The organism is uncultured Phocaeicola sp. (assembly GCF_948499155.1).
GTDB classification, from domain to species: Bacteria; Bacteroidota; Bacteroidia; order Bacteroidales; family Bacteroidaceae; genus Phocaeicola; species Phocaeicola faecalis.
Window position 1 is genome coordinate 201,121 of sequence record NZ_CAOOSE010000004.1, and the last position, 18,481, is coordinate 219,601.

Genomic DNA, 18,481 nt, shown 5'->3' on the forward strand with positions numbered 1-18,481 from the left:
TGTGTTTGTTTTTTATTCGTTTTTAATTACTTCAGCAGGATTGCTCTTTGCAATCTTCAGAATGCGGAAAATAATGGTTAGTATAGTAATGGCGGCTACTCCCATAAAAATTGCAATCCAAAACAATGGTCCGTCATTGAAAAATACAATATACATCTTTTTCCATAGTTGCAATATGATATAGCAGAGGGGGAAGGCTACGATGGCAGAAAATGCCAGCAGGTAAATGTACATACGGGCAAACAACAAGATAATCTGTTTTAGTCCGGCACCGTTCACTTTGCGGATAGCCACTTCCTTTTGTCTGCGTTCCGTGTCCAGGGTAATAGCCGAGTAAACACCCAATAAAGTGATAATCAGGCTGACAAAGGAGAAGAACAGAATAATGCCTTTCATTTTGTTTTCAATGGCTTGTGCCTGATGTATATCCTCTAGTAAAGTAGAAATCCGGGGTTGTATGCTCGGGGGAAAACTTTCTTTCAATGTTGCTTCTATGAAGCTTTTTACTTCTTCCACACGGCCCGGTTTGCATTTCATATAGCAATGGCCTACATAGTCGTTGAATTTGCAGGGCAAAAAGATGAAGCCCTGACTCTGGTTGTAGGTATCTGCAATGAAGTCGGAACAAATACCGCATACGGTATATCCGTCTTCATAGTTGTATAGTGTCATTCCCAATAGGTCTTTTCCCATGTGTTCTACCAGTTTATGGTCTGCCACCATCTGTTCATCTGTTTTTAAAGTATGTCCGCTAAGGATGGGGATGTTCATAAATTCGAAGAAGTTGCTTGATATGTTCATAATGTTGACTTCTATATAGCTGTCTCGATTCCCTTTCTCTGTATACATGCCTGTACCCGAAAGACCATTCAGATAATTTATGTCTGCCGGCAACTTGTCTGTAATGGAGGGATGGCGGCTGATACGTTCTATCAAAGCAAGTTTTTCGTCGTTCTTCATAAAACGGCAATCCAATGGGATACTGATGATTTCGGATTTTTCTTTTTCCGTCAGCGTATGGAATAGGGTACTTCCGGTCTTGTCGGCTTGCAGATACAGAGCTGCCGTAAACACGACGAATAGCCAACAGATAAAAAATTGAATACCCAGAAGGACATTACGTACACTGTGGCGACTTCGTTTGGGGTTGCTGCCGCGAATGCCTGTCTGTATGGAAATATATTTAATCCGCCATACGGTTATCAGACACAGTAATAGACATAGCAGAAGAATACCTGCCATATATTCTGTGGTCTGTGTCAGTAGCAAGTTTCGTTCCACCAGCAAGGTGAAGTCGAAAAGCGAAAATGACAGAAACGGACTGAGTATTTCTATCAGACTGAAAGTGAATAGGAAAGCAATCAATGAGACTAGAACAGCTTGAGTAAAGAGCAACCCGAATAATTGCCGGTTCCCGCTTCCTGTCGCTTTGCGTATGCCGAACTCATGTGAACGGTTCAGGTAACTGCCTGTCAGGAATTGGAAGAAGTTGAGCAAGCCGGTCAGTAAAATCAGCAGACCGATGACGAATGTGATTCCTGCAAAATAAGGGGCGATGGATTTTTCCCGGAAATTTTTCCCGAAAGGTGAAGCTGTCACATCGTTCTCTTGTTTGAACATTGTATGTTTCAGGTTCATTGCCCGAAAACGTGCCTCTAGTTGGGTGGGTGTTTTGCCCGGACGGAGAAGGGCGAAACCCCAGCCGCCTGTCATGTTATTATTATGTTCAAACTGTAATATACCTTCACTATCGTTCAGGACAAGCATATCAACTTGTTGTAGAAAGCTCAAGCTGGTATTGAGTGGAATATCTTCTATCACGGCTTGTATGGTATAGGCGATACCTCCCGTTCGTGGGGTGGTGGCGGGTGAGGTGGATAATCGTTGTGCCAGTATCATCCGTTTTCCAATCGGGCTCTCGTCCGCACCGAATATTTTCCGTGCCAGTGAGCGGGTCAGTATCACGGAGTTGGGCGTATGCGAAGCCGTCTTCCATGAGCCTTGCACTATTTGGGGCGTGAATATGTTGCAGTAGGAAGAATCTACTTCCATGGTGTATAAGTCTTCATAGGGCACTTCTTTCCCTTCGGTTGTTTCTACATTGTAACTGCGTTGATTGGGGTAGGCGACGAAAGTGTAATCTTCTGCTTCGTCAACCGGTGTTTGGCGCAGGCTCTCTATTAACCTGGCAGGAATACCCGAATATATGACGCCGTCCGGGGTATAGAGATTTATATTGGTAATGCGTTCTTTGTTGATGAAGCATTGGTCGACAGAGTAGATGAACCGGCTGCAATAGAGGCAGATACTGAAGCATAAAATGCCTACAGACAATCCGAGAATGGATATCAGGTTTTGTGTCTTATATTTTAGCAGATGGCGAAAGGCCGTTTTTATATAGTGTTGAAGCATGATTTTAATTTATGATTGATTATTCTGATTTCATGATTTTGGCAGGGTCTATGTTGGCGGCTTTGTGTATTTGCCATGTCAGAGTTCCCAACGAAATAACTGCCACTAGCAATAAAGCGATTATAAAGATACTGATACTGACAGGAGCTTTCACGGCAAAATCCTGTGTGTACTTATAGATGAGGAAGCAGGACAGGGGGATGGCTATGGCAAAAGCGCTCATCAATGATAAGGTATATTTACGGAATAGTAGCAGATAAAGTTCACGCGTACTTGCACCGTTTACTTTTCGGATGGCAATTTCACGATAGCGTTGGCGAATGTCAAATAGTGAAATGCCGAACAAACCGAGTGCCGATACAATGATGGCGATGGATGCGAAGATAGAATAAATCATTGCGGTCTGGCAATCTTCGGCATACATGGCTTTCACGTCATCTTCCAGTAAAGTATAGGTAAAGTCTTCACTGCCATATACTTTGTTCTCCAGCTGGTGCAGAAATTCTACCAGCTCTTTCTTTTTGCCCGGCGTATATGCTATTTGGTAAAGGTCGCCGTTGCTTCTCGTACTGACAGTGTATAGAATCGGTTGAGTACCTAATGTGAGATGTCCGTCAAAATAATCTTCCACAATGGCGTCAATCGGTCGCAAAGATGCATTGGCGTTAGCTCTTTTTTGATTTTCTTCTACCACACCGGTTTCTTCCAATGAAGTGTAGCCCAATGCTTTCATGGCGGCGCGGTTGGCTACCAGAAAGGTTCTCCGGTCTTGAGAATCAGCTTCGGGCAGTCTGCCTTCTATTATCTTTATGCCATAGAGCTTAAAGAAAGTGGGAGTGGCATAGCGGACGGCAATCAGTTTTTTTTCTCCTTTGTTATTGATAAAATGCGTCTTGTAGACGGGAGCGAGAATATCCTCGCGACTAGGTTCAAAAAGCTCGATGAATGGACAGGAAGCCAGTTCATTATCCAGTTGCATGATACGCTGACGTCGTTGCATGATACTTTCGGGAGTATAACTTCTGAAATCTTTCGATTCATAAACTAAATTGGCTATCATAATATCCTTGGTACGGAATCCCGGTTCGGTATGTAGCAGTACATCCAATTGGCGGTTGAAATAAAGGGAGAGTATCACCAATAGGAAGGTGACAATGTATTGTACGAAAAGGAAAAACATCCGCGAGCGTACGGAACGGTTTCCCCAACCGATGGAGCGAATAGACTGAATGGGAGAACCGTAGTTATACTTTATGTAAGGATAAATAGATGTGAATAACGGAAGTATCAGTAGAATGCCTGCCGATAGAATACCGTCAAACAGTGTATATGAACTGTGATAACCGAACAGGTGTTCTATAGGCAACGAAGTCAGTTCGATGATGAACCATGCCACCAAAAGGGAAGCAAGCACCAGTATAAAGTTTTCTGTCCATATTTGGGCGAACAGGGTTTTGCCGCGTGCGCCGAATACTTTTTTCAGACCATATTCCTTTCCGCGTCGGAGCATGGCTACCAAATAGATATTAATAAAATTGAGTATACCCGTGAGCAGCAGTAATATACATACACCGCATAGGATGGTGATATGTTGGCGGCTTCCCGAAAGAAACATGGATGGGAGGTCGTCAGTCAGTGAACCATTCCAGTAAATATCCTTTAGGGGAATGAACGAGAAAGTGTACATCCGTGAGTCGTATTGAGGATTATTTAAGTATCTGGGTTTGCTGCCCAGTCTGTTCATCGCTTCCATATCCGTGCCGGGCAGGAAATGATAAAGTTCGATATTCATACGTTCCCAATCGTTGGACAAAGTGGATGAGAGCACTACGTCAAACCGGATACTGCTTTTGCACTTCGGTTCTCCGATAACGCCTTCCACGGTTATGTTTTTGCCATTGGAATAGCGGAAAACTTTACCTATCGGGTTTTCATTTCCAAAAATCTTGCGTGCAAAAGCTTCTGTCAATAATGCCGACTGAGGAGTTTTCAGCGATGTGTTTCCATGTATCACGGGATAGTGGAAGAATTGGAAAAACACACTGTCCGTTACAAGGCATCTTGCTGTATAGCGGTTGGTTTCCAATTGAATGTAATCCTGTTCCAGCGGTATGTAGGTGGCTATCGCTCCAATGGACTGTTTGTCTATGTTGACGGTATCATAGTTGATTTGCCTGATGCCGGTCAATGATTCACTGCCTTCCATATTGACATGTACCCCATATATGTTTTCACGGTCGATGCAGTGTGTGTCTACAGTCAGCTCCCGGTAAATATACCGCATCAGGATGATGCAGCAGGCCAGGCTGAACGCCAGTCCCAAGAGATTGATAATAGTATATGATTTTGAACGCATCAGGAAGCGTCCGGCGTATTTCAGTGTTTTCATTCTTTTATGAGTTTATTCTGATTTCATGATTTTGGCAGGGTCTATGTTGGTGGCTTTGTGTATTTGCCATATCAGAGTTCCCAACGAAATGATGAGAATCACCAATAAAGCAATGAAATAGATGCCGATGCCGATAGGGGCTTTCATGATGAATGCTCGCGTATAAATATGTATGAGATAATAGGAGAGAGGCACTGCCACTATAAACGCACCGCCTATCACCTTGATGTATTTACGGAAAAGCAATAAGTAAAGCTCTTTTATGCCGGCACCGTTTACTTTGCGGATGGCTATTTCGCGATAACGCTGCCGGATGTCGAACAGGGATAATCCGAACAGGCCGAGACAAGAGATTGCTATGGCTATCAAGGCAAAAACAGAGTAAATATGTGCCGTTTCTCTATCTTCGGAATATAAGTCGTGAACTTCATCCGTAAGCCAGGAATGGTTGAACTCCTCCGTATTGTATATTTCTTTTTCTATCTTTTTAAGGAGCTCCGTTACTTCTTTCTCCTTACCGGGCTTGGTGGCTATTATGAAATCACTGTCACCGCCTTCTTCTCCGACAACAAATGCCATCGGCTTTACTCCTTGGGTTATATGTGCAGGATAATAGTCGTCTATCACAGCTACTACGGGCATCAGTTTGGTTCCTCCCTCTTCCATTTTCCCATTTCTGACAGTTACCCAGAGTGGTGATTCGCTCCGCACAAAAGCATCCTCCATTCGGGTATACCCCATCGCTTTCATCGCCGCTTTATTCAGAATGATTTTATAGTCACTCCAGCTTTCGAACTTTTGCGGAATTTCTCCCTCCAGTACCTTTAAATCATATATATGGAAAAAGTTGGGCGAAGGAAACAGAGTGAGCATATTAAGATGCGTATCTTTATCATTCAGCAATGTGCAGAAAGAACTTCCTCTTAATATGGAAGGGTGTGAAATCATCCACCTTTCAATGTAGGGACATTCATTCAGTTGCTGTTTGATATAACTATATCGGGCAGAACGCTTGTTCTGATCCTCCTCCTTATCGTGTACCAGATAATTATTGTTTTCATGGAACAATTCGGCTCTGAGGATTCCTTCTGTCCGGTATCCGGGAGGAGTAGACAGTAAAAAGTTCAACTGTTTGCCAAAGTAGAGCGACAGGACAAGCAGCAATACGGTGATGCTATACTGCAAGAACAGGAATGCCATGCGGATGGTGATGGAGTGGCGATTCGATGCAATCGAGCGGATAGACGCAATGGGAGACAGGTAATTGTATTTGATATACGGGTAGACGGACGTAACCAAAGGCAGTAAAACCAAGAAGCCCAATGATATCTGCCAGTCGAATGCAGAGTAACCGATTCGCTCACCCATCAGTTGGCTGACAGGAATTTGGCTGGCTTCCACCAACAGCCATGCCGTCAGCAGTGCGACGACGGTCAAGATTTGGTTTTCCAGCCAGATTTGCATAAATAGCGGCAAGCGTTGCAGACCGAATACTTTTTTTACTCCGTATTCTTTGGAACGTTTCATCATGAATACCATATATATATTGATGAAGTTCAATATTCCCACCATCAGTAATAAGATGGCTACGCCCGAAAGAATATACAGGTGGGTATGGTTTCCGAATTGCATCATAGAATCGTAATCGTCATTATGTCCGACGGCATTCTCCCAATAGAAGTCTTTCCAAGGAATGAATTTCCAGCGTATGCTGTTTCCTCTTTTATCTTTCTTAAATACGTTGCTGAGCTTGTTTATCTCGTCCAGGTCTACTCCGGGAAGCACACGCTCTAATGATATGTCCATTAGCTGCCACCGCTTTATCAGGTTGTGTGACACGAGCATGTCAAACCGAAGTAAGGTCTTACATTTCGGTTCATCTATCATTCCTCGTATAATAACGTTTTTTCCATAATACTCCACGACTTTCCCTACCGGATTCTCGTTCCCAAACAGCCGGTGGGCATACTGTCGGGTGATAATAGCATCGTCGGGAGCCGTCAGTCGTGCCTCTCCCGTCAATACGGGGTAATGGAAAAAGTGAAAGAATGTAGAGTCGACAGCCATTATGTTCATTGCATAATTGCTGTTCTCATACTTTACATTGTCCCTTTGCTGAATTTGCAGGCGGCATCGCTCCACGACTTGACTTTCCGGAATGTAGGTTGAATCCGTGTCCGACCAGCCTTGCTCCAGATTTCCGGGATGAATGTTTCCTTCTATATCCCGCAATGGGATGATGATGTGTTGTGGGTCGATGCAATGCGAGTCCACGGTCAGCTCTCGGTGGATATACCGCATCAGGATGATGCAGCAGGCCAGGCTGAACGCCAGTCCCAAGAGATTGATAATTGTATATGATTTTGAACGCATCAGGAAGCGTCCGGCGTATTTCAGTGTTATCATTCTGTGCGCTTTTATTTTAATATCAGTTCTTCCGCGTCGCCAAAGGTATCATATCCTGTGACAACTACCAATTCTCCGGGCTGTAATCCTTCTGTTATCTCGTACTGCTGCGGGTTTTGGCGTCCTATTGTCAAGGGGACTTTTATAGCTTTGGTTTTTGAGCTATTGACTTTATAAATCCATTGTCCGCCGGTGGATTGGTAGAAATTTCCACGTGGAATGACAATCGCCTGTTCAGGCTGTCCCAGCTCAATTTGTACTCTGAAACTCTTTCCAACGCGCACATTGTCAGGCATATCTCCAGTGAAGACAAGGTCGACGTCAAACATGCGGTCTTTAACTTCGGGCACTACTTTTGTAATCTTTAATGGATAACGCTTCCCTTGGTAGTTTATGGTGGCAGGCAAGCCGGTCGTGATTCGGTCAATATAATATTCGCTGAGGGAGGTATGAATCTTATATTGATCGAGGACTTTGATTTCGGCTATGCTTTCACCCGATGCTACCTGTTGTCCCGGAGTCACTTTTACGAAACTGAGCTGGCCGGCAACCGGTGCCGTGACTACCAGATTATTCATTCGTTCCAGTGAACGCGTAAATTTCTTTTGTTCACGTTCGAGGTCATTCTTCAATAAATCTTTCCGGATAATCGTCACAGCCGAATCATGGCGAAGGCTTTCCATCTGGAGGGCGCTGTTCTGCAACTTATAATTATATTCGTCTTCCGAAACTTCCAGTTGGGCTTTACTTTTAATCCCCATTTTATATTCCTCTTTATCCAGGCCGAAGCTTTTGGCCAAGCGGTCCATTTCATATTGGGTCTGCAGGGTCTGTTGTTTCAGCGTAAGGCTTTTTTGCTCCATCTCGATTTCCTTTTCTTTATAAGTAATCCGCTGTTTCTCCCATTCATCGCGTTGGTCTTCGATAGAGCGAAGCAGGTCAGGATTACTGAGCACAAGGATAGAATCTCCTTTCTTCATCATCGTTCCTTCCTCACCGATGATGCGCTCTACACTTCCGGCTTCGCGGGTATTTATCTTAATGGTCAGAATAGGCTGAATTAATCCTTCCACATCGACATATTCCATGAACTTGTCATCCTTCACTTCCGCAATCTGTATGTTGTCGGTTTCTATCCGTAATTTACGGGGACCGAATGAAAGGCTGATAACATAAATCAGGAAGATAACAAAGACGATACCTCCCAGCAGGTAATAACGATGGCGTATATACCACGGTTTCTTTTCAATTTTAATATCCATAGTTTTTATTTATTTTGTTCGTATCCGATTCTTTCCTCTATTGGGCAACGGTTCTGAAAATCATATCCGGTCATACTTCTTATTCCGTAGTACAATCCCCAATATGTTTTCAGGGCAGTGATATAATCACGCCTGGCCCTGTCTTTTTCAGTAATGGAAGCATTGAGGTCCAATATGGTAGACTTTCCGAGAATATACAACCGCTTTGCCACTTCATGCCGTTTTTCGGCTGTCTTGTCTGTTTTGAAAGCAACGGCCACCCGATAGGCTTGCAGATTGAATTGGCGTACCATTTTACAAACATTCAATTCGAAATCCTTCATTCTCTGTTCTGTTTGTGTGTTTACCAAGTCTACATTGGAGCGTGCCACCCGTACCCGTCCTTTGCCTCGTCCCCAGTCCAGGATAGGGAGCGAGATACCGATGCTGGCGTATTGTTGGTTCAGCGGATCACGGTAAGAATCGGCAAGCTTATTGCCAGTCTGTGACAAACCGAACTGAACGTATAAATCCGCTTTCAGTCCGGCATTGGCTCTGGCTGAGGCCAGTGCACTGCGACTTTCCAGTCTCAGGCGTTCGTAGGTATCAGGTTCGGGGCTGTTCTCGAACGCCAGATGCAGTGCTTCCTGCATGGGAATTTCGAAATTGGGAATTTCATCATCGGCGATGACCCGCAAGTTGACTTCCCGGTTTATCCCTAGAAAGGAGCGTAAAGTCTGTGTTTGATCTTCCACCTCGATGCGGGCGTTCATTACATTGGTTTCCTCCGTAAGTTTGTTTATTTCGAGTTGGAGCATTTCATTTTCATTGATAGTACCTATATTATATCTTCCTTCGGCGTATCTATACAGGGTGTCGGCCGAGGCATGGTTGGAAGTGGCTATATCCAGATTGGTTTGTGCCGTTGCCAAGTTGAAGAATAGGCTACTGGTTTGTGAGGCGACCAGTTCTAAGGCTTCGGAATATGCTTTGCGTGCCTCACGATAGCGGATAGGCTCTATGCGGCGGTCCCATTTCAGGGAGTTGTAACCGAAGAGAGACTGCTCATAACCGACAACCACCGGTTGGGTATTGTATGCCGTGATATCATTCTCGAATTCATCAATGCGCTGGGTGGTGGTCTTGACAAAGAAACTACCGCCGGTGAACCACACATTCTGATTAATTTTCAAGCTCAGGTCTGTACTTAGCTGGTTTTGTTTGATAAATAGGTTTGTGCCGTCCGGCTGGGTAATCTTATTGATTTCCCGGTTGAGGTTGGGAGATGAGCTCAAAGTGACAGACGGCAAATAGTTTGCACGGAAGAAGCGGTAGTTCCAGTAAGCTGCACGATAAGTGTGTCGTGCAGCTTGGGCTTGTGGCGAATGTTCTTGTGCAATTTCAATGGCCTGCTGTAACGTGAGGCTGATTGTTTCTTCTTGTGCTGTGGCTGTTCCTACACCGAATAGAATATAAAAAGCTAAAATATAATATCGTTTCATACTGTTTGTTTTATGCTTTCATAATTATCAAAATGCGTGCCATAATTATATCGTGTTGTGTTTCAGTAATTTGCAGATGAGTGGACGCTGAAGACTGCGTGCGCATTCGCACAAAAATAGTGCGGATACGCACATACAGCGCATCTTAAAAAACCGTATCTTTGCTCTCACAGGAAAAGATATTTCCTGCATACTAAAATTAAGATAATGGAAAATAGAGGAAAAATACTCATTATAGACGATAACGAAGATGTGCTTTTCGCACTAAATCTTTTGTTGGAGCCTTATGTGGAGAAGGTGAAAGTCACTACCCAACCGGGGCGCATAGAATATTTCATGACCACTTTTCAGCCGGATGTCATTCTTCTGGATATGAACTTCCGCCGTGACGCCATCAGCGGACAGGAGGGATTTGATTGTCTGGAGCAGATTTTGAAGTTGGATTCGCAAGCGGTCGTACTCTTTATGACGGCCTATGCAGATACAGACAAAGCAGTGAGGGCTATTAAGGCGGGGGCGATTGATTTTATTCCCAAGCCCTGGGAGAAAGAAAAGTTACTGGCTACTTTGTCGTCGGCCATCAAGTTGCGGGATTCCCGTAAAGAGATAAAGCAATTGAAGGAGCAGGTGGTGGCATTGAGTGGGCAAGATGAAATGATTCCCAACATGATTGGTCGTTCGGAAGCAATGCAAAGTGTGTTTGATACCATCCAGAAGCTGTCGGATACAGACGCCAATATATTAATATTGGGAGAGAATGGAACCGGAAAAGATTTGGTGGCGCGTTCGCTCCGCCATTATTCTCCCCGCAGGGAATCTCCGTTTATTACGATTGACTTGGGGAGCATTCCCGAAACCCTTTTTGAAAGTGAACTCTTCGGCTATGAGAAAGGGGCATTTACAGATGCTCGCAAGGCAAAAGCCGGACGTATGGAAGTAGCCTCGGGAGGAACACTCTTTTTGGATGAAATCGGAAACCTTTCGCTGCCTATGCAGTCCAAGCTGTTGACGGCGATAGAAAAGAGGCAGATTTCGCGTTTGGGCGCAACGAATACGATTCCCATTGATGTCCGTCTGATTAGTGCCACCAACGTAAATATTCACCGGATGGTGGAAGAGGGAAATTTCCGCCAGGACTTGCTCTATCGTATCAATACAATCGAAATCCATATTCCTCCTTTGCGTGACAGGGGTGAGGATGTCCTTCTTTTGGCAGACTATTTTTTACAACGCTATATCCATAAGTATAAGAAAGAGATAAACGGACTCAGCCGTGAGGCGAAGCAAAAGCTGATGCGCTATCATTGGCCGGGTAATGTACGCGAATTGCAGCATGCCATTGAACGTGCGGTGATTTTGTCGGATTCCCCATTGTTGAAGCCGTCTAATTTTATGCTGCAGCCACAGCCCGAAAAGAAGGTGGATACTGATGAAATCCTGAACCTGGAACAATTGGAGCGTCATGCCGTAGAGCGTGCCATGAAGCGCAGTGAAGGCAATTTGAGCCGTGCTGCCGAGTATTTGGGTATAACGAGATATGCTCTTTATCGTAAATTAGAAAAATTAGGGTTATGAATCGATTTCAAACACTCCGCATCGTGTTGCTCATGCTGTTATTGGCGGTAGCGTCCATTGCCGCTTATCTGTTTTTCCGGCATGAACTCTATTTTTGTTTGTTGTTTTCATCATTGGTTGTGGTAGGCATCATCTTTTATTTATGCCAATGGCAACAGAAAACCACCCTTATGGTAGCCCGCATGATAGAGGGAATTCGGTATTCTGATTTTTCTTTAAGTTTTTCAGTCCGGCATAAGTCGCGTTCCGAGCAGTTGCTTGCCGAAGAAATAAATAAGGTGGTGTCCGAGTTCAGGACGAAGCTATCAGAAAAAGAAGAACGTTATCAATATTATGAAACGCTGCTCAATACGGTAGACAGTAGTTTGTTGGTAGCAGACAGCAGTGGAATTGTGCATTGGATGAACAGTGCGGCAGTTCATGATTTATGCGGTTATCCCATTCATTCGTTAAGTGAACTGTCTTCCCTCAACGCTAGTTTTCCTGTGATTGTCACATCGCTTCAACCGGGTGAAGTAAAGGCGGTTCGCATCTGCCGTGGAGATGTCATGCAGGAATTGGCAGTGACGGTCACCGGGTACTCTTCTCAAGGAGTGGATTTACGTCTGATAAATCTGAAGAACATTCATTCCGTACTCGAAGAAAACGAGATAGAGGCTTGGCAGAAATTGATTCGTGTCTTGACTCACGAGATAATGAACTCCATTGCCCCCATCATCTCATTGAGTGAAACATTGAGTGAGCGGGCTGTGCAGAATGGAATGAATGCGAAAGATTACGGCATTATGCTGCAGGGGATGCAGACTATTCATCGGAGAAGTAAGGGGCTGCTCGGCTTTGTAGAGAACTATCGGAAATTGTCCCGCCTGTCGATGCCTGTTCTTGCCCCGGTCAGAATGGAAGAATTGTTGGGTGATTTAAAGAAACTATTCCCCAGTCGGGATATACATTATATATATAAGACAGAGGATGCAGACAAGATATTGATGTTGGATCGTTCTCAAATAGAGCAAGTGCTTATCAACCTATTGAAAAATGCAGGTGAAGCCTGTGCGGAGCAGGAAGCCCCTGAGGTGGTAATTACCACTCATTATGAGAAAGAAAAGCAAGTGTTTATGCTTACGGTCAGTGATAATGGCAGTGGTATTCTTCCCGATGTACTGGATAAGATATTTGTTCCGTTCTTTACCACCAAACCGACAGGCTCCGGCATCGGGCTTAGTTTATGCAAACAAATAATGAATCTGCATGGAGGAAGTATCTCTGTTTCGAGTGAAATAGGGAAGGGTAGTTGTTTCTCTTTGAAGTTTTTATGCCGATGATAGATTCTTGCAATAAAAAAGGAGCTACTTTTTATCGTAACTCCTTGATTTTCATTGTGTCGGGGTAGCGGGATTCGAACCCACGACCCCCTGCTCCCAAAGCAGGTGCGCTAACCGGACTGCGCTACACCCCGAATCTTTATTTTAGTGTTGCTTTGTTTTTCAAAAGCGATGCAAAGGTACGAGTTATTTTTATATCTGCAAACTTTTGCGCATCTTTTTTATCTTGTATTTTCATTGTTTCTTTTTATATGGTTGAATATTAGATTGTTAAAAGCAAAACTTTTTTTCTTCCTTTTCCCATATTACTGCCCGCAATGTGGAGGCGACAGACTTCGCATTGCAGTGTTATCCGAAAAAAGAATAATGGAGGGGGGGAGGTGGAAGCAAATTTTAAAGGGAATAATGAACCATCTATTAATTTGTATTGTTCCATTAGCATGAATCCTAAAAAGATAATGAGTATGCATATCACAGAGAATAAAAAGCAAGAAGAAGAGCAAAAAGTAAATTTGCTCAAAGAGGAAAAGAGATATCCGGTGGAACAAGTGGCCAATACCGGTAAACCTACCAAAAAGCAAGTGAAAGCTGCCGTAAAAGAACTGAATCCGGATACGGATAGTTTGGGGAGCAGGGGATAACAATGATTGTATAAAAACTTAAAAGCTGAATAAATATGAATCTTGCAAAACAAATAGAAGATGCCGGGCAATCGGGAAACTTGACATTGCTGATTTTTTATGCCGACTGGTCGCCGCATTATGAATGGATAGACCCTGTGATACATGAATTTGAAAATCCTATAAATATCATTCGTGTTAATACCGAAGGAGACGAGAAGGTAGCTAAGGAATTCGACGTCGATACTGTTCCAAGTTTTATTCTCATGAAGAATAATTCCATTCTTTGGCAAAAGACAGGGGAGGTGTTTCCCGGAGAGTTGAAAGAGATAATAGAAATGTTTAAAGGTTGATAACCGATAATTTGCTTATCAGGAAAGAAGTTCCGTAACCATTCGTGTAACGGGACTTTTTTTATGAATAATAATATGTAATTATTGACATTAGAAGCCAATCAATAAAATTGCATAAATGAAAAACATGTCGTACCTTTGCACGATAATTGATTAAAATTAAAGAATATATGTTCAGAAGTCATACTTGCGGAGAGTTGCGACTCTCCGATGCAGGCAAAAGTGTAACGTTGGCCGGCTGGGTACAGCGTGCACGTAAAATGGGAGGAATGACCTTCGTCGACCTTCGCGACCGTTATGGTATTACTCAGCTGGTATTCAATACAGAAGTGAATGCCGAACTTTGCGAACGCGCTAATCATTTGGGACGTGAATTTGTGATTCAGGTGACCGGTGAAGTGAATGAGCGTTCAAATAAAAATACGAATATTCCTACCGGTGAAATAGAAATTATCGTATCGGAACTGAATGTCCTCAACAGCGCACTTACTCCTCCTTTCACTATTGAAGACAATAGTGACGGCGGTGACGATATCCGCATGAAATACCGTTATTTGGATTTGCGACGCGGTTGTGTCCGTCAGAATTTGGAATTACGCCATAGAATGACGATGGAAGTACGTCGTTATCTGGACAGCAAAGGGTTCCTCGAGATAGAAACACCTATGTTGGTCGGTTCTACTCCTGAAGGGGCCCGCGACTTTGTAGTTCCTTCACGCATGAATCCGGGACAGTTCTATGCATTGCCTCAGTCACCGCAAACATTGAAACAGTTATTGATGGTGTCGGGCATGGATCGCTATTTCCAAATCGTGAAATGTTTTCGTGATGAAGACCTTCGTGCTGACCGCCAGCCTGAGTTTACTCAGATAGACTGTGAGATGAGCTTTGTGGAGCAGGAAGATATCATTTCTACCTTTGAAGGAATGGCCAAACATTTGTTCAAGGAATTGCGTGGCGTTGAACTCACTGAGCCGTTCATTCGTATGCCGTGGGCGGATGCTATGAAATATTATGGTAGCGACAAACCTGATTTGCGTTTCGGAATGAAGTTTGTTGAACTGATGGATATTCTGAAAGGTCACGGCTTCTCTGTGTTTGATGATGCTGCATATATTGGCGGTATTTGTGCAGAGGGTGCTGCCGTTTATACCCGCAAGCAGCTTGACCAGTTGACTGATTTCGTTAAGAGACCGCAGATTGGTGCAAAGGGTATGGTGTATGCTCGCGTAGAAGCTGATGGAAATGTAAAATCAAGCGTAGATAAATTCTACTCACAAGAGGTGCTGCAACAGATGAAAGAAGCTTTTGGTGCTAAACCGGGTGATTTGATTCTGATTCTGAGTGGTGACGATGCCATGAAGACTCGCAAGCAGTTGTGTGAACTTCGTCTGGAGATGGGCCGTCAATTGGGCTTGCGTGACAAGAATAAGTTTGCTTGCCTGTGGGTTGTTGACTTCCCGATGTTTGAGTGGAGCGAAGAAGAAAACCGCTTGATGGCAATGCACCATCCGTTTACTCATCCGAAAGATGAAGACATTCCCTTGTTGGATACAGACCCGGCGGCTGTTCGTGCCGATGCATACGATATGGTTGTAAATGGTGTAGAAGTAGGAGGGGGGTCTATCCGTATCCATGACTCTCAGCTGCAGGCCAAGATGTTCGAGATTCTGGGCTTTACTCCTGAAAAGGCACAAGAGCAGTTTGGCTTCCTGATGAATGCATTTAAATATGGTGCTCCTCCTCATGGTGGTTTGGCATACGGCCTCGACCGTTGGGTATCGTTGTTTGCCGGTCTTGACAGTATCCGTGACTGCATTGCATTCCCGAAGAATAACAGTGGACGTGATGTGATGTTGGATGCTCCTGCTGCTTTGGACCAAAAACAGTTGGATGAGTTGAATCTGGTTGTCGATATTAAAGAATAAAAGTAACAGATACATAAAAAACTCCTGAAAGATAGCTCTCAGGAGTTTTTTTATATTGTCTTTCGGTAAGCATTACCAGGTTGTTCCCTGGAACACGTCGCTTTCATTGTAAGGAACCAAATAACCGTTCATGGTCAACGTATTTCCGGAGAAATTCGGGTTGACGGTTACACTGGCCTGATTAGTACCACCGGTCAATACAATGGAGACGGTGGCTGATACAGCAATGCCGTTGATGCCGTAGTTGTAATACACATTACCATCCTTATCTTGGCGCATACTTATACCGTTTACGCTACCCTGTACTGTGACACCGCCCAGGCCGTTCGGACTCCAGTTATACACAAAGTTAGTGAAGGCAGTCTGAATAATTCCTTGTCCGTCGTTTACTTCCACATAGTTGGTGTTTGAGGACACGAAACGCATGATACCATTACGGAATACTACGTTGTCGGCTTCCAAAACAAAAGAACCGTTTTTCAAGGCATCGATAGCTTTCATGAAAGACACGGAATCCTGTTGCGCTTCCAAAGCCTTCTTTTCCTGACGTTCTTTTTTCCATGCTTCGCGTTTGGCATCTTCTCTTTGTTTTCTGGTTTGTGCATTCGTTACTCCGCTGAAGCAAACAAGTAACAATGCTGCTAAGAATAATACTTTTTTCATAATTAAAGCTGTTTTGTTAATCAATATATCTTTTAGATAATCTGATAACAAAACAGCTTCAATCGCAATTTGTTTAACGAATATGTGAATTTATATAACGATAACGTTTCTACTTATTCGTCTTTTAGTCAATAAATCGTTTGGTCAATTTGTCAAATTCGTCTATCCTGCGGTCTCTGAAGAATGGCCACCAACGGCGAACTTCTTCGCTTCGCGTGATGTCTACTTCCACTACTATGTTTTGCTCTTCCATGTTGCCGGCCTGTGCCAGAATTTCACCTTGAGGGCCTGCTGCAAAGCTATTTCCCCAAAACTGAATTCCATTTGTCTGTTTCGAGGGGTCGGGTTCATGTCCTACGCGATTGACTGCTATTACGGGTAATCCGTTGGCTATGGCATGTCCTCGTTGGGAAATGACCCATGCCTCCAGTTGGCGGGCCTTTTCTTCCGGGGTATCTGTACTTTCCCAACCGATGGCAGTGGGATAGATTAGAATTTCAGCACCTTTCAGAGCCATCAGACGTGCTCCTTCAGGATACCATTGGTCCCAACAAACTTGTACGCCCAATTTTCCTATTGAGGTTTGGATAGGCTCGAACCCCAAGTCTCCCGGAGTGAAATAGAATTTCTCATAATATGCAGGATCGTCCGGGATATGCATTTTTCTGTACTTTCCGGCCATGCTGCCGTCTTTATCAAATACAACGGCTGTGTTATGATAGACTCCCGGAGCACGTTTCTCAAATAAAGAAGTGACTAGTACGATGCCGTTGGCGGATGCAATCCCACTGTAGAATTCGGTGGAAGGGCCGGGAATCGTTTCTGCCAGATTAAACAGGGAGGTGTCTTCTGTCTGACAGAAATAAAGCGTGTTATGCAATTCCTGCAACACCACTAGTTCTGCGCCCTTGGATGCTACATCCTCTATACTGCGTTTCAGTTTATCCATGTTTTCAGCCGGGCTGCCTGTACAACACTGCTGAATGAGTCCTACTTTAATTGTTCTTCTCATATTGTAAACATCTTATTAATATACACCTTCAGGATATTGCATGGTGACACAATGAAGTGAGCCATGTTGTTTAATCAGTGCCGTGCAATTCACACAGACAATCTCTCTTCCTGGAAAAGCTTTTTCCAACACTTTTTTAGCACGAGTATCGTTCTTGGGCTGATTGTATGTGGGAAGCAGAACGGCTTCATTCATAATCAGGAAATTGGCATAGGTTGCCGGCAGCCGTTCTTCATTTATATCATAAATGGCATCGGCCATAGGGAGGGGGAGTAAGCGGTAGGGATTTCCCTCCGGTGTCCGGAAAGCTTTCAGCTCTTCCTCCATTGCCGCCAGCTCTTCATAATGCTCGTCTTTTTTGTCTGTGCATTGCACATATACGATGGTATCGTCGGGACAGAAACGTGCCAGCGTGTCGATATGACTGTCTGTATCGTCTCCGGCCAGATAACCGTGCTTCAGCCATAACACCTGTTTCAAGTTGAATATTTCTTTCAGATATTGTTCCGTTTCTTCTTTTGTTTTCTCGTTTCGGTTGGGAGACAGCAAGCACTTCTCTGTGGTGAGGAGCGTTCCCTTTCCATCACTTTCTATCGAGCCTCCCTCTAAAATGAAATTTCTTTGGTAGACATATTCTCCGGTCAATGTCTTGCAGCGATAATATAGATTGGAGTTTATCATATTATCATAATTGGCGGCAAACTTCATTCCCCAACCGTTAAAGCAGAAATCCAACAAGAGCGGTTCTCCGTTTTCTTTCAGCATGGTAATAAAGGCGTGGTCGCGTGCCCATGTATCGTTAGTCTTCACGGCCGAAACGGTGAGATTCTTCACATTGCATCCGTGTTCATAGATTCTGTCCCCGATTCGATGAGGCTCCGGGGCTACTACCAGCAAAGGCTGACGTTCCAAAATTTCGTAAGCTATATTAAGGAAGCAAGTATCTACTTCTTCCAACATATAGGCCCAATCAGTGTCTATATGGGGCCATGTCAATTGTATCAAGCTTTGTTTGTGCCATTCTGCCGGCAAATAAGTTTTCTTCATATTCTTTAATT

13 protein-coding genes and 1 tRNA gene are annotated in these 18,481 nt (G+C 44.0%); 5 read left to right on the forward strand and 9 right to left on the reverse strand.

The window, feature by feature from the left end:
- Positions 1–12: 12 nt before the first annotated feature.
- From QYT14_RS05455 to QYT14_RS05475, 5 genes are read right to left on the reverse strand one after another with little or no spacing between them, the layout of a single operon-like run.
- Positions 13–2,412: an FtsX-like permease family protein gene (locus tag QYT14_RS05455; protein WP_288324387.1), complete on the reverse strand. Its 2,400-nt coding sequence runs from the start codon at positions 2,410–2,412 to the stop codon at positions 13–15.
- 19 nt (positions 2,413–2,431) lie between these two features.
- Complete coding sequence (locus QYT14_RS05460; protein ID WP_288324388.1) at positions 2,432–4,801, reverse strand: ABC transporter permease; 2,370 nt, start codon at positions 4,799–4,801, stop codon at positions 2,432–2,434.
- A gap of 12 nt (positions 4,802–4,813) precedes the next feature.
- Positions 4,814–7,207: an ABC transporter permease gene (locus tag QYT14_RS05465; protein WP_288324389.1), complete on the reverse strand. Its 2,394-nt coding sequence runs from the start codon at positions 7,205–7,207 to the stop codon at positions 4,814–4,816.
- An 11-nt stretch (positions 7,208–7,218) separates the two neighbouring features.
- A complete protein-coding gene (locus QYT14_RS05470; RefSeq protein WP_288324390.1) occupies positions 7,219–8,469 on the reverse strand; it encodes an HlyD family efflux transporter periplasmic adaptor subunit in 1,251 nt (416 codons plus the stop codon).
- 5 nt (positions 8,470–8,474) lie between these two features.
- A complete protein-coding gene (locus QYT14_RS05475) occupies positions 8,475–9,950 on the reverse strand; it encodes a TolC family protein (RefSeq protein WP_288324391.1) in 1,476 nt (491 codons plus the stop codon).
- Between the two features lie 207 nt (positions 9,951–10,157).
- Here QYT14_RS05475 and QYT14_RS05480 point away from each other — a divergent pair, with 207 nt between their 5' ends.
- Both QYT14_RS05480 and QYT14_RS05485 read left to right on the forward strand, forming a co-directional pair.
- Positions 10,158–11,525, forward strand: coding sequence for a sigma-54 dependent transcriptional regulator (locus QYT14_RS05480; protein ID WP_237037832.1), 1,368 nt, complete (start codon positions 10,158–10,160; stop codon positions 11,523–11,525).
- The gene (locus tag QYT14_RS05485) at positions 11,522–12,847 is read left to right on the forward strand and encodes an ATP-binding protein (RefSeq protein ID WP_237037831.1); all 1,326 of its coding nucleotides are present in this window, start codon (positions 11,522–11,524) and stop codon (positions 12,845–12,847) included. Before QYT14_RS05480 ends, QYT14_RS05485 begins: the two co-directional genes overlap by 4 nt.
- Positions 12,848–12,906: 59 nt before the next feature.
- Here the strand turns inward: QYT14_RS05485 and QYT14_RS05490 are convergent.
- Positions 12,907–12,981, reverse strand: a tRNA-Pro gene (locus QYT14_RS05490).
- A 324-nt stretch (positions 12,982–13,305) separates the two neighbouring features.
- Between QYT14_RS05490 and QYT14_RS05495 the strand changes: the two genes are divergently transcribed.
- The 3 genes from QYT14_RS05495 to aspS all read left to right on the forward strand — a co-directional run bounded on the left by QYT14_RS05495 (position 13,306) and on the right by aspS (position 15,748).
- The gene (locus QYT14_RS05495; protein ID WP_237037823.1) at positions 13,306–13,488 is read left to right on the forward strand and encodes a hypothetical protein; all 183 of its coding nucleotides are present in this window, start codon (positions 13,306–13,308) and stop codon (positions 13,486–13,488) included.
- A gap of 35 nt (positions 13,489–13,523) precedes the next feature.
- Complete coding sequence (locus tag QYT14_RS05500; RefSeq protein ID WP_237037822.1) at positions 13,524–13,820, forward strand: thioredoxin family protein; 297 nt, start codon at positions 13,524–13,526, stop codon at positions 13,818–13,820.
- Positions 13,821–13,990: 170 nt separating this feature from the next.
- The gene (gene aspS / locus QYT14_RS05505; protein ID WP_237037821.1) at positions 13,991–15,748 is read left to right on the forward strand and encodes an aspartate--tRNA ligase; all 1,758 of its coding nucleotides are present in this window, start codon (positions 13,991–13,993) and stop codon (positions 15,746–15,748) included.
- Between the two features lie 72 nt (positions 15,749–15,820).
- Here aspS and QYT14_RS05510 read toward each other — a convergent pair whose 3' ends face one another.
- The 3 genes from QYT14_RS05510 to QYT14_RS05520 form a co-directional block, all read right to left on the reverse strand.
- On the reverse strand, positions 15,821–16,411 hold the full coding sequence (locus QYT14_RS05510; protein ID WP_237037820.1) for a DUF4251 domain-containing protein: 591 nt from the start codon (positions 16,409–16,411) through the stop codon (positions 15,821–15,823).
- A 124-nt stretch (positions 16,412–16,535) separates the two neighbouring features.
- The gene (locus tag QYT14_RS05515; protein ID WP_288324393.1) at positions 16,536–17,423 is read right to left on the reverse strand and encodes a carbon-nitrogen hydrolase; all 888 of its coding nucleotides are present in this window, start codon (positions 17,421–17,423) and stop codon (positions 16,536–16,538) included.
- A gap of 15 nt (positions 17,424–17,438) precedes the next feature.
- Complete coding sequence (locus QYT14_RS05520) at positions 17,439–18,470, reverse strand: agmatine deiminase family protein (RefSeq protein ID WP_237037818.1); 1,032 nt, start codon at positions 18,468–18,470, stop codon at positions 17,439–17,441.
- Positions 18,471–18,481 lie beyond the last annotated feature (11 nt).

Coding starts and splice junctions, on each gene's coding strand:
- QYT14_RS05455 (WP_288324387.1), bottom strand. CDS start 2,412: ATGCTTCAACACTATATAAAAACGGCCTTTCGCCATCTGCTAAAATAT.
- QYT14_RS05460 (WP_288324388.1), bottom strand. CDS start 4,801: ATGAAAACACTGAAATACGCCGGACGCTTCCTGATGCGTTCAAAATCA.
- QYT14_RS05465 (WP_288324389.1), bottom strand. CDS start 7,207: ATGATAACACTGAAATACGCCGGACGCTTCCTGATGCGTTCAAAATCA.
- QYT14_RS05470 (WP_288324390.1), bottom strand. CDS start 8,469: ATGGATATTAAAATTGAAAAGAAACCGTGGTATATACGCCATCGTTAT.
- QYT14_RS05475 (WP_288324391.1), bottom strand. CDS start 9,950: ATGAAACGATATTATATTTTAGCTTTTTATATTCTATTCGGTGTAGGA.
- QYT14_RS05480 (WP_237037832.1), top strand. CDS start 10,158: ATGGAAAATAGAGGAAAAATACTCATTATAGACGATAACGAAGATGTG.
- QYT14_RS05485 (WP_237037831.1), top strand. CDS start 11,522: ATGAATCGATTTCAAACACTCCGCATCGTGTTGCTCATGCTGTTATTG.
- QYT14_RS05495 (WP_237037823.1), top strand. CDS start 13,306: ATGAGTATGCATATCACAGAGAATAAAAAGCAAGAAGAAGAGCAAAAA.
- QYT14_RS05500 (WP_237037822.1), top strand. CDS start 13,524: ATGAATCTTGCAAAACAAATAGAAGATGCCGGGCAATCGGGAAACTTG.
- aspS (WP_237037821.1), top strand. CDS start 13,991: ATGTTCAGAAGTCATACTTGCGGAGAGTTGCGACTCTCCGATGCAGGC.
- QYT14_RS05510 (WP_237037820.1), bottom strand. CDS start 16,411: ATGAAAAAAGTATTATTCTTAGCAGCATTGTTACTTGTTTGCTTCAGC.
- QYT14_RS05515 (WP_288324393.1), bottom strand. CDS start 17,423: ATGAGAAGAACAATTAAAGTAGGACTCATTCAGCAGTGTTGTACAGGC.
- QYT14_RS05520 (WP_237037818.1), bottom strand. CDS start 18,470: ATGAAGAAAACTTATTTGCCGGCAGAATGGCACAAACAAAGCTTGATA.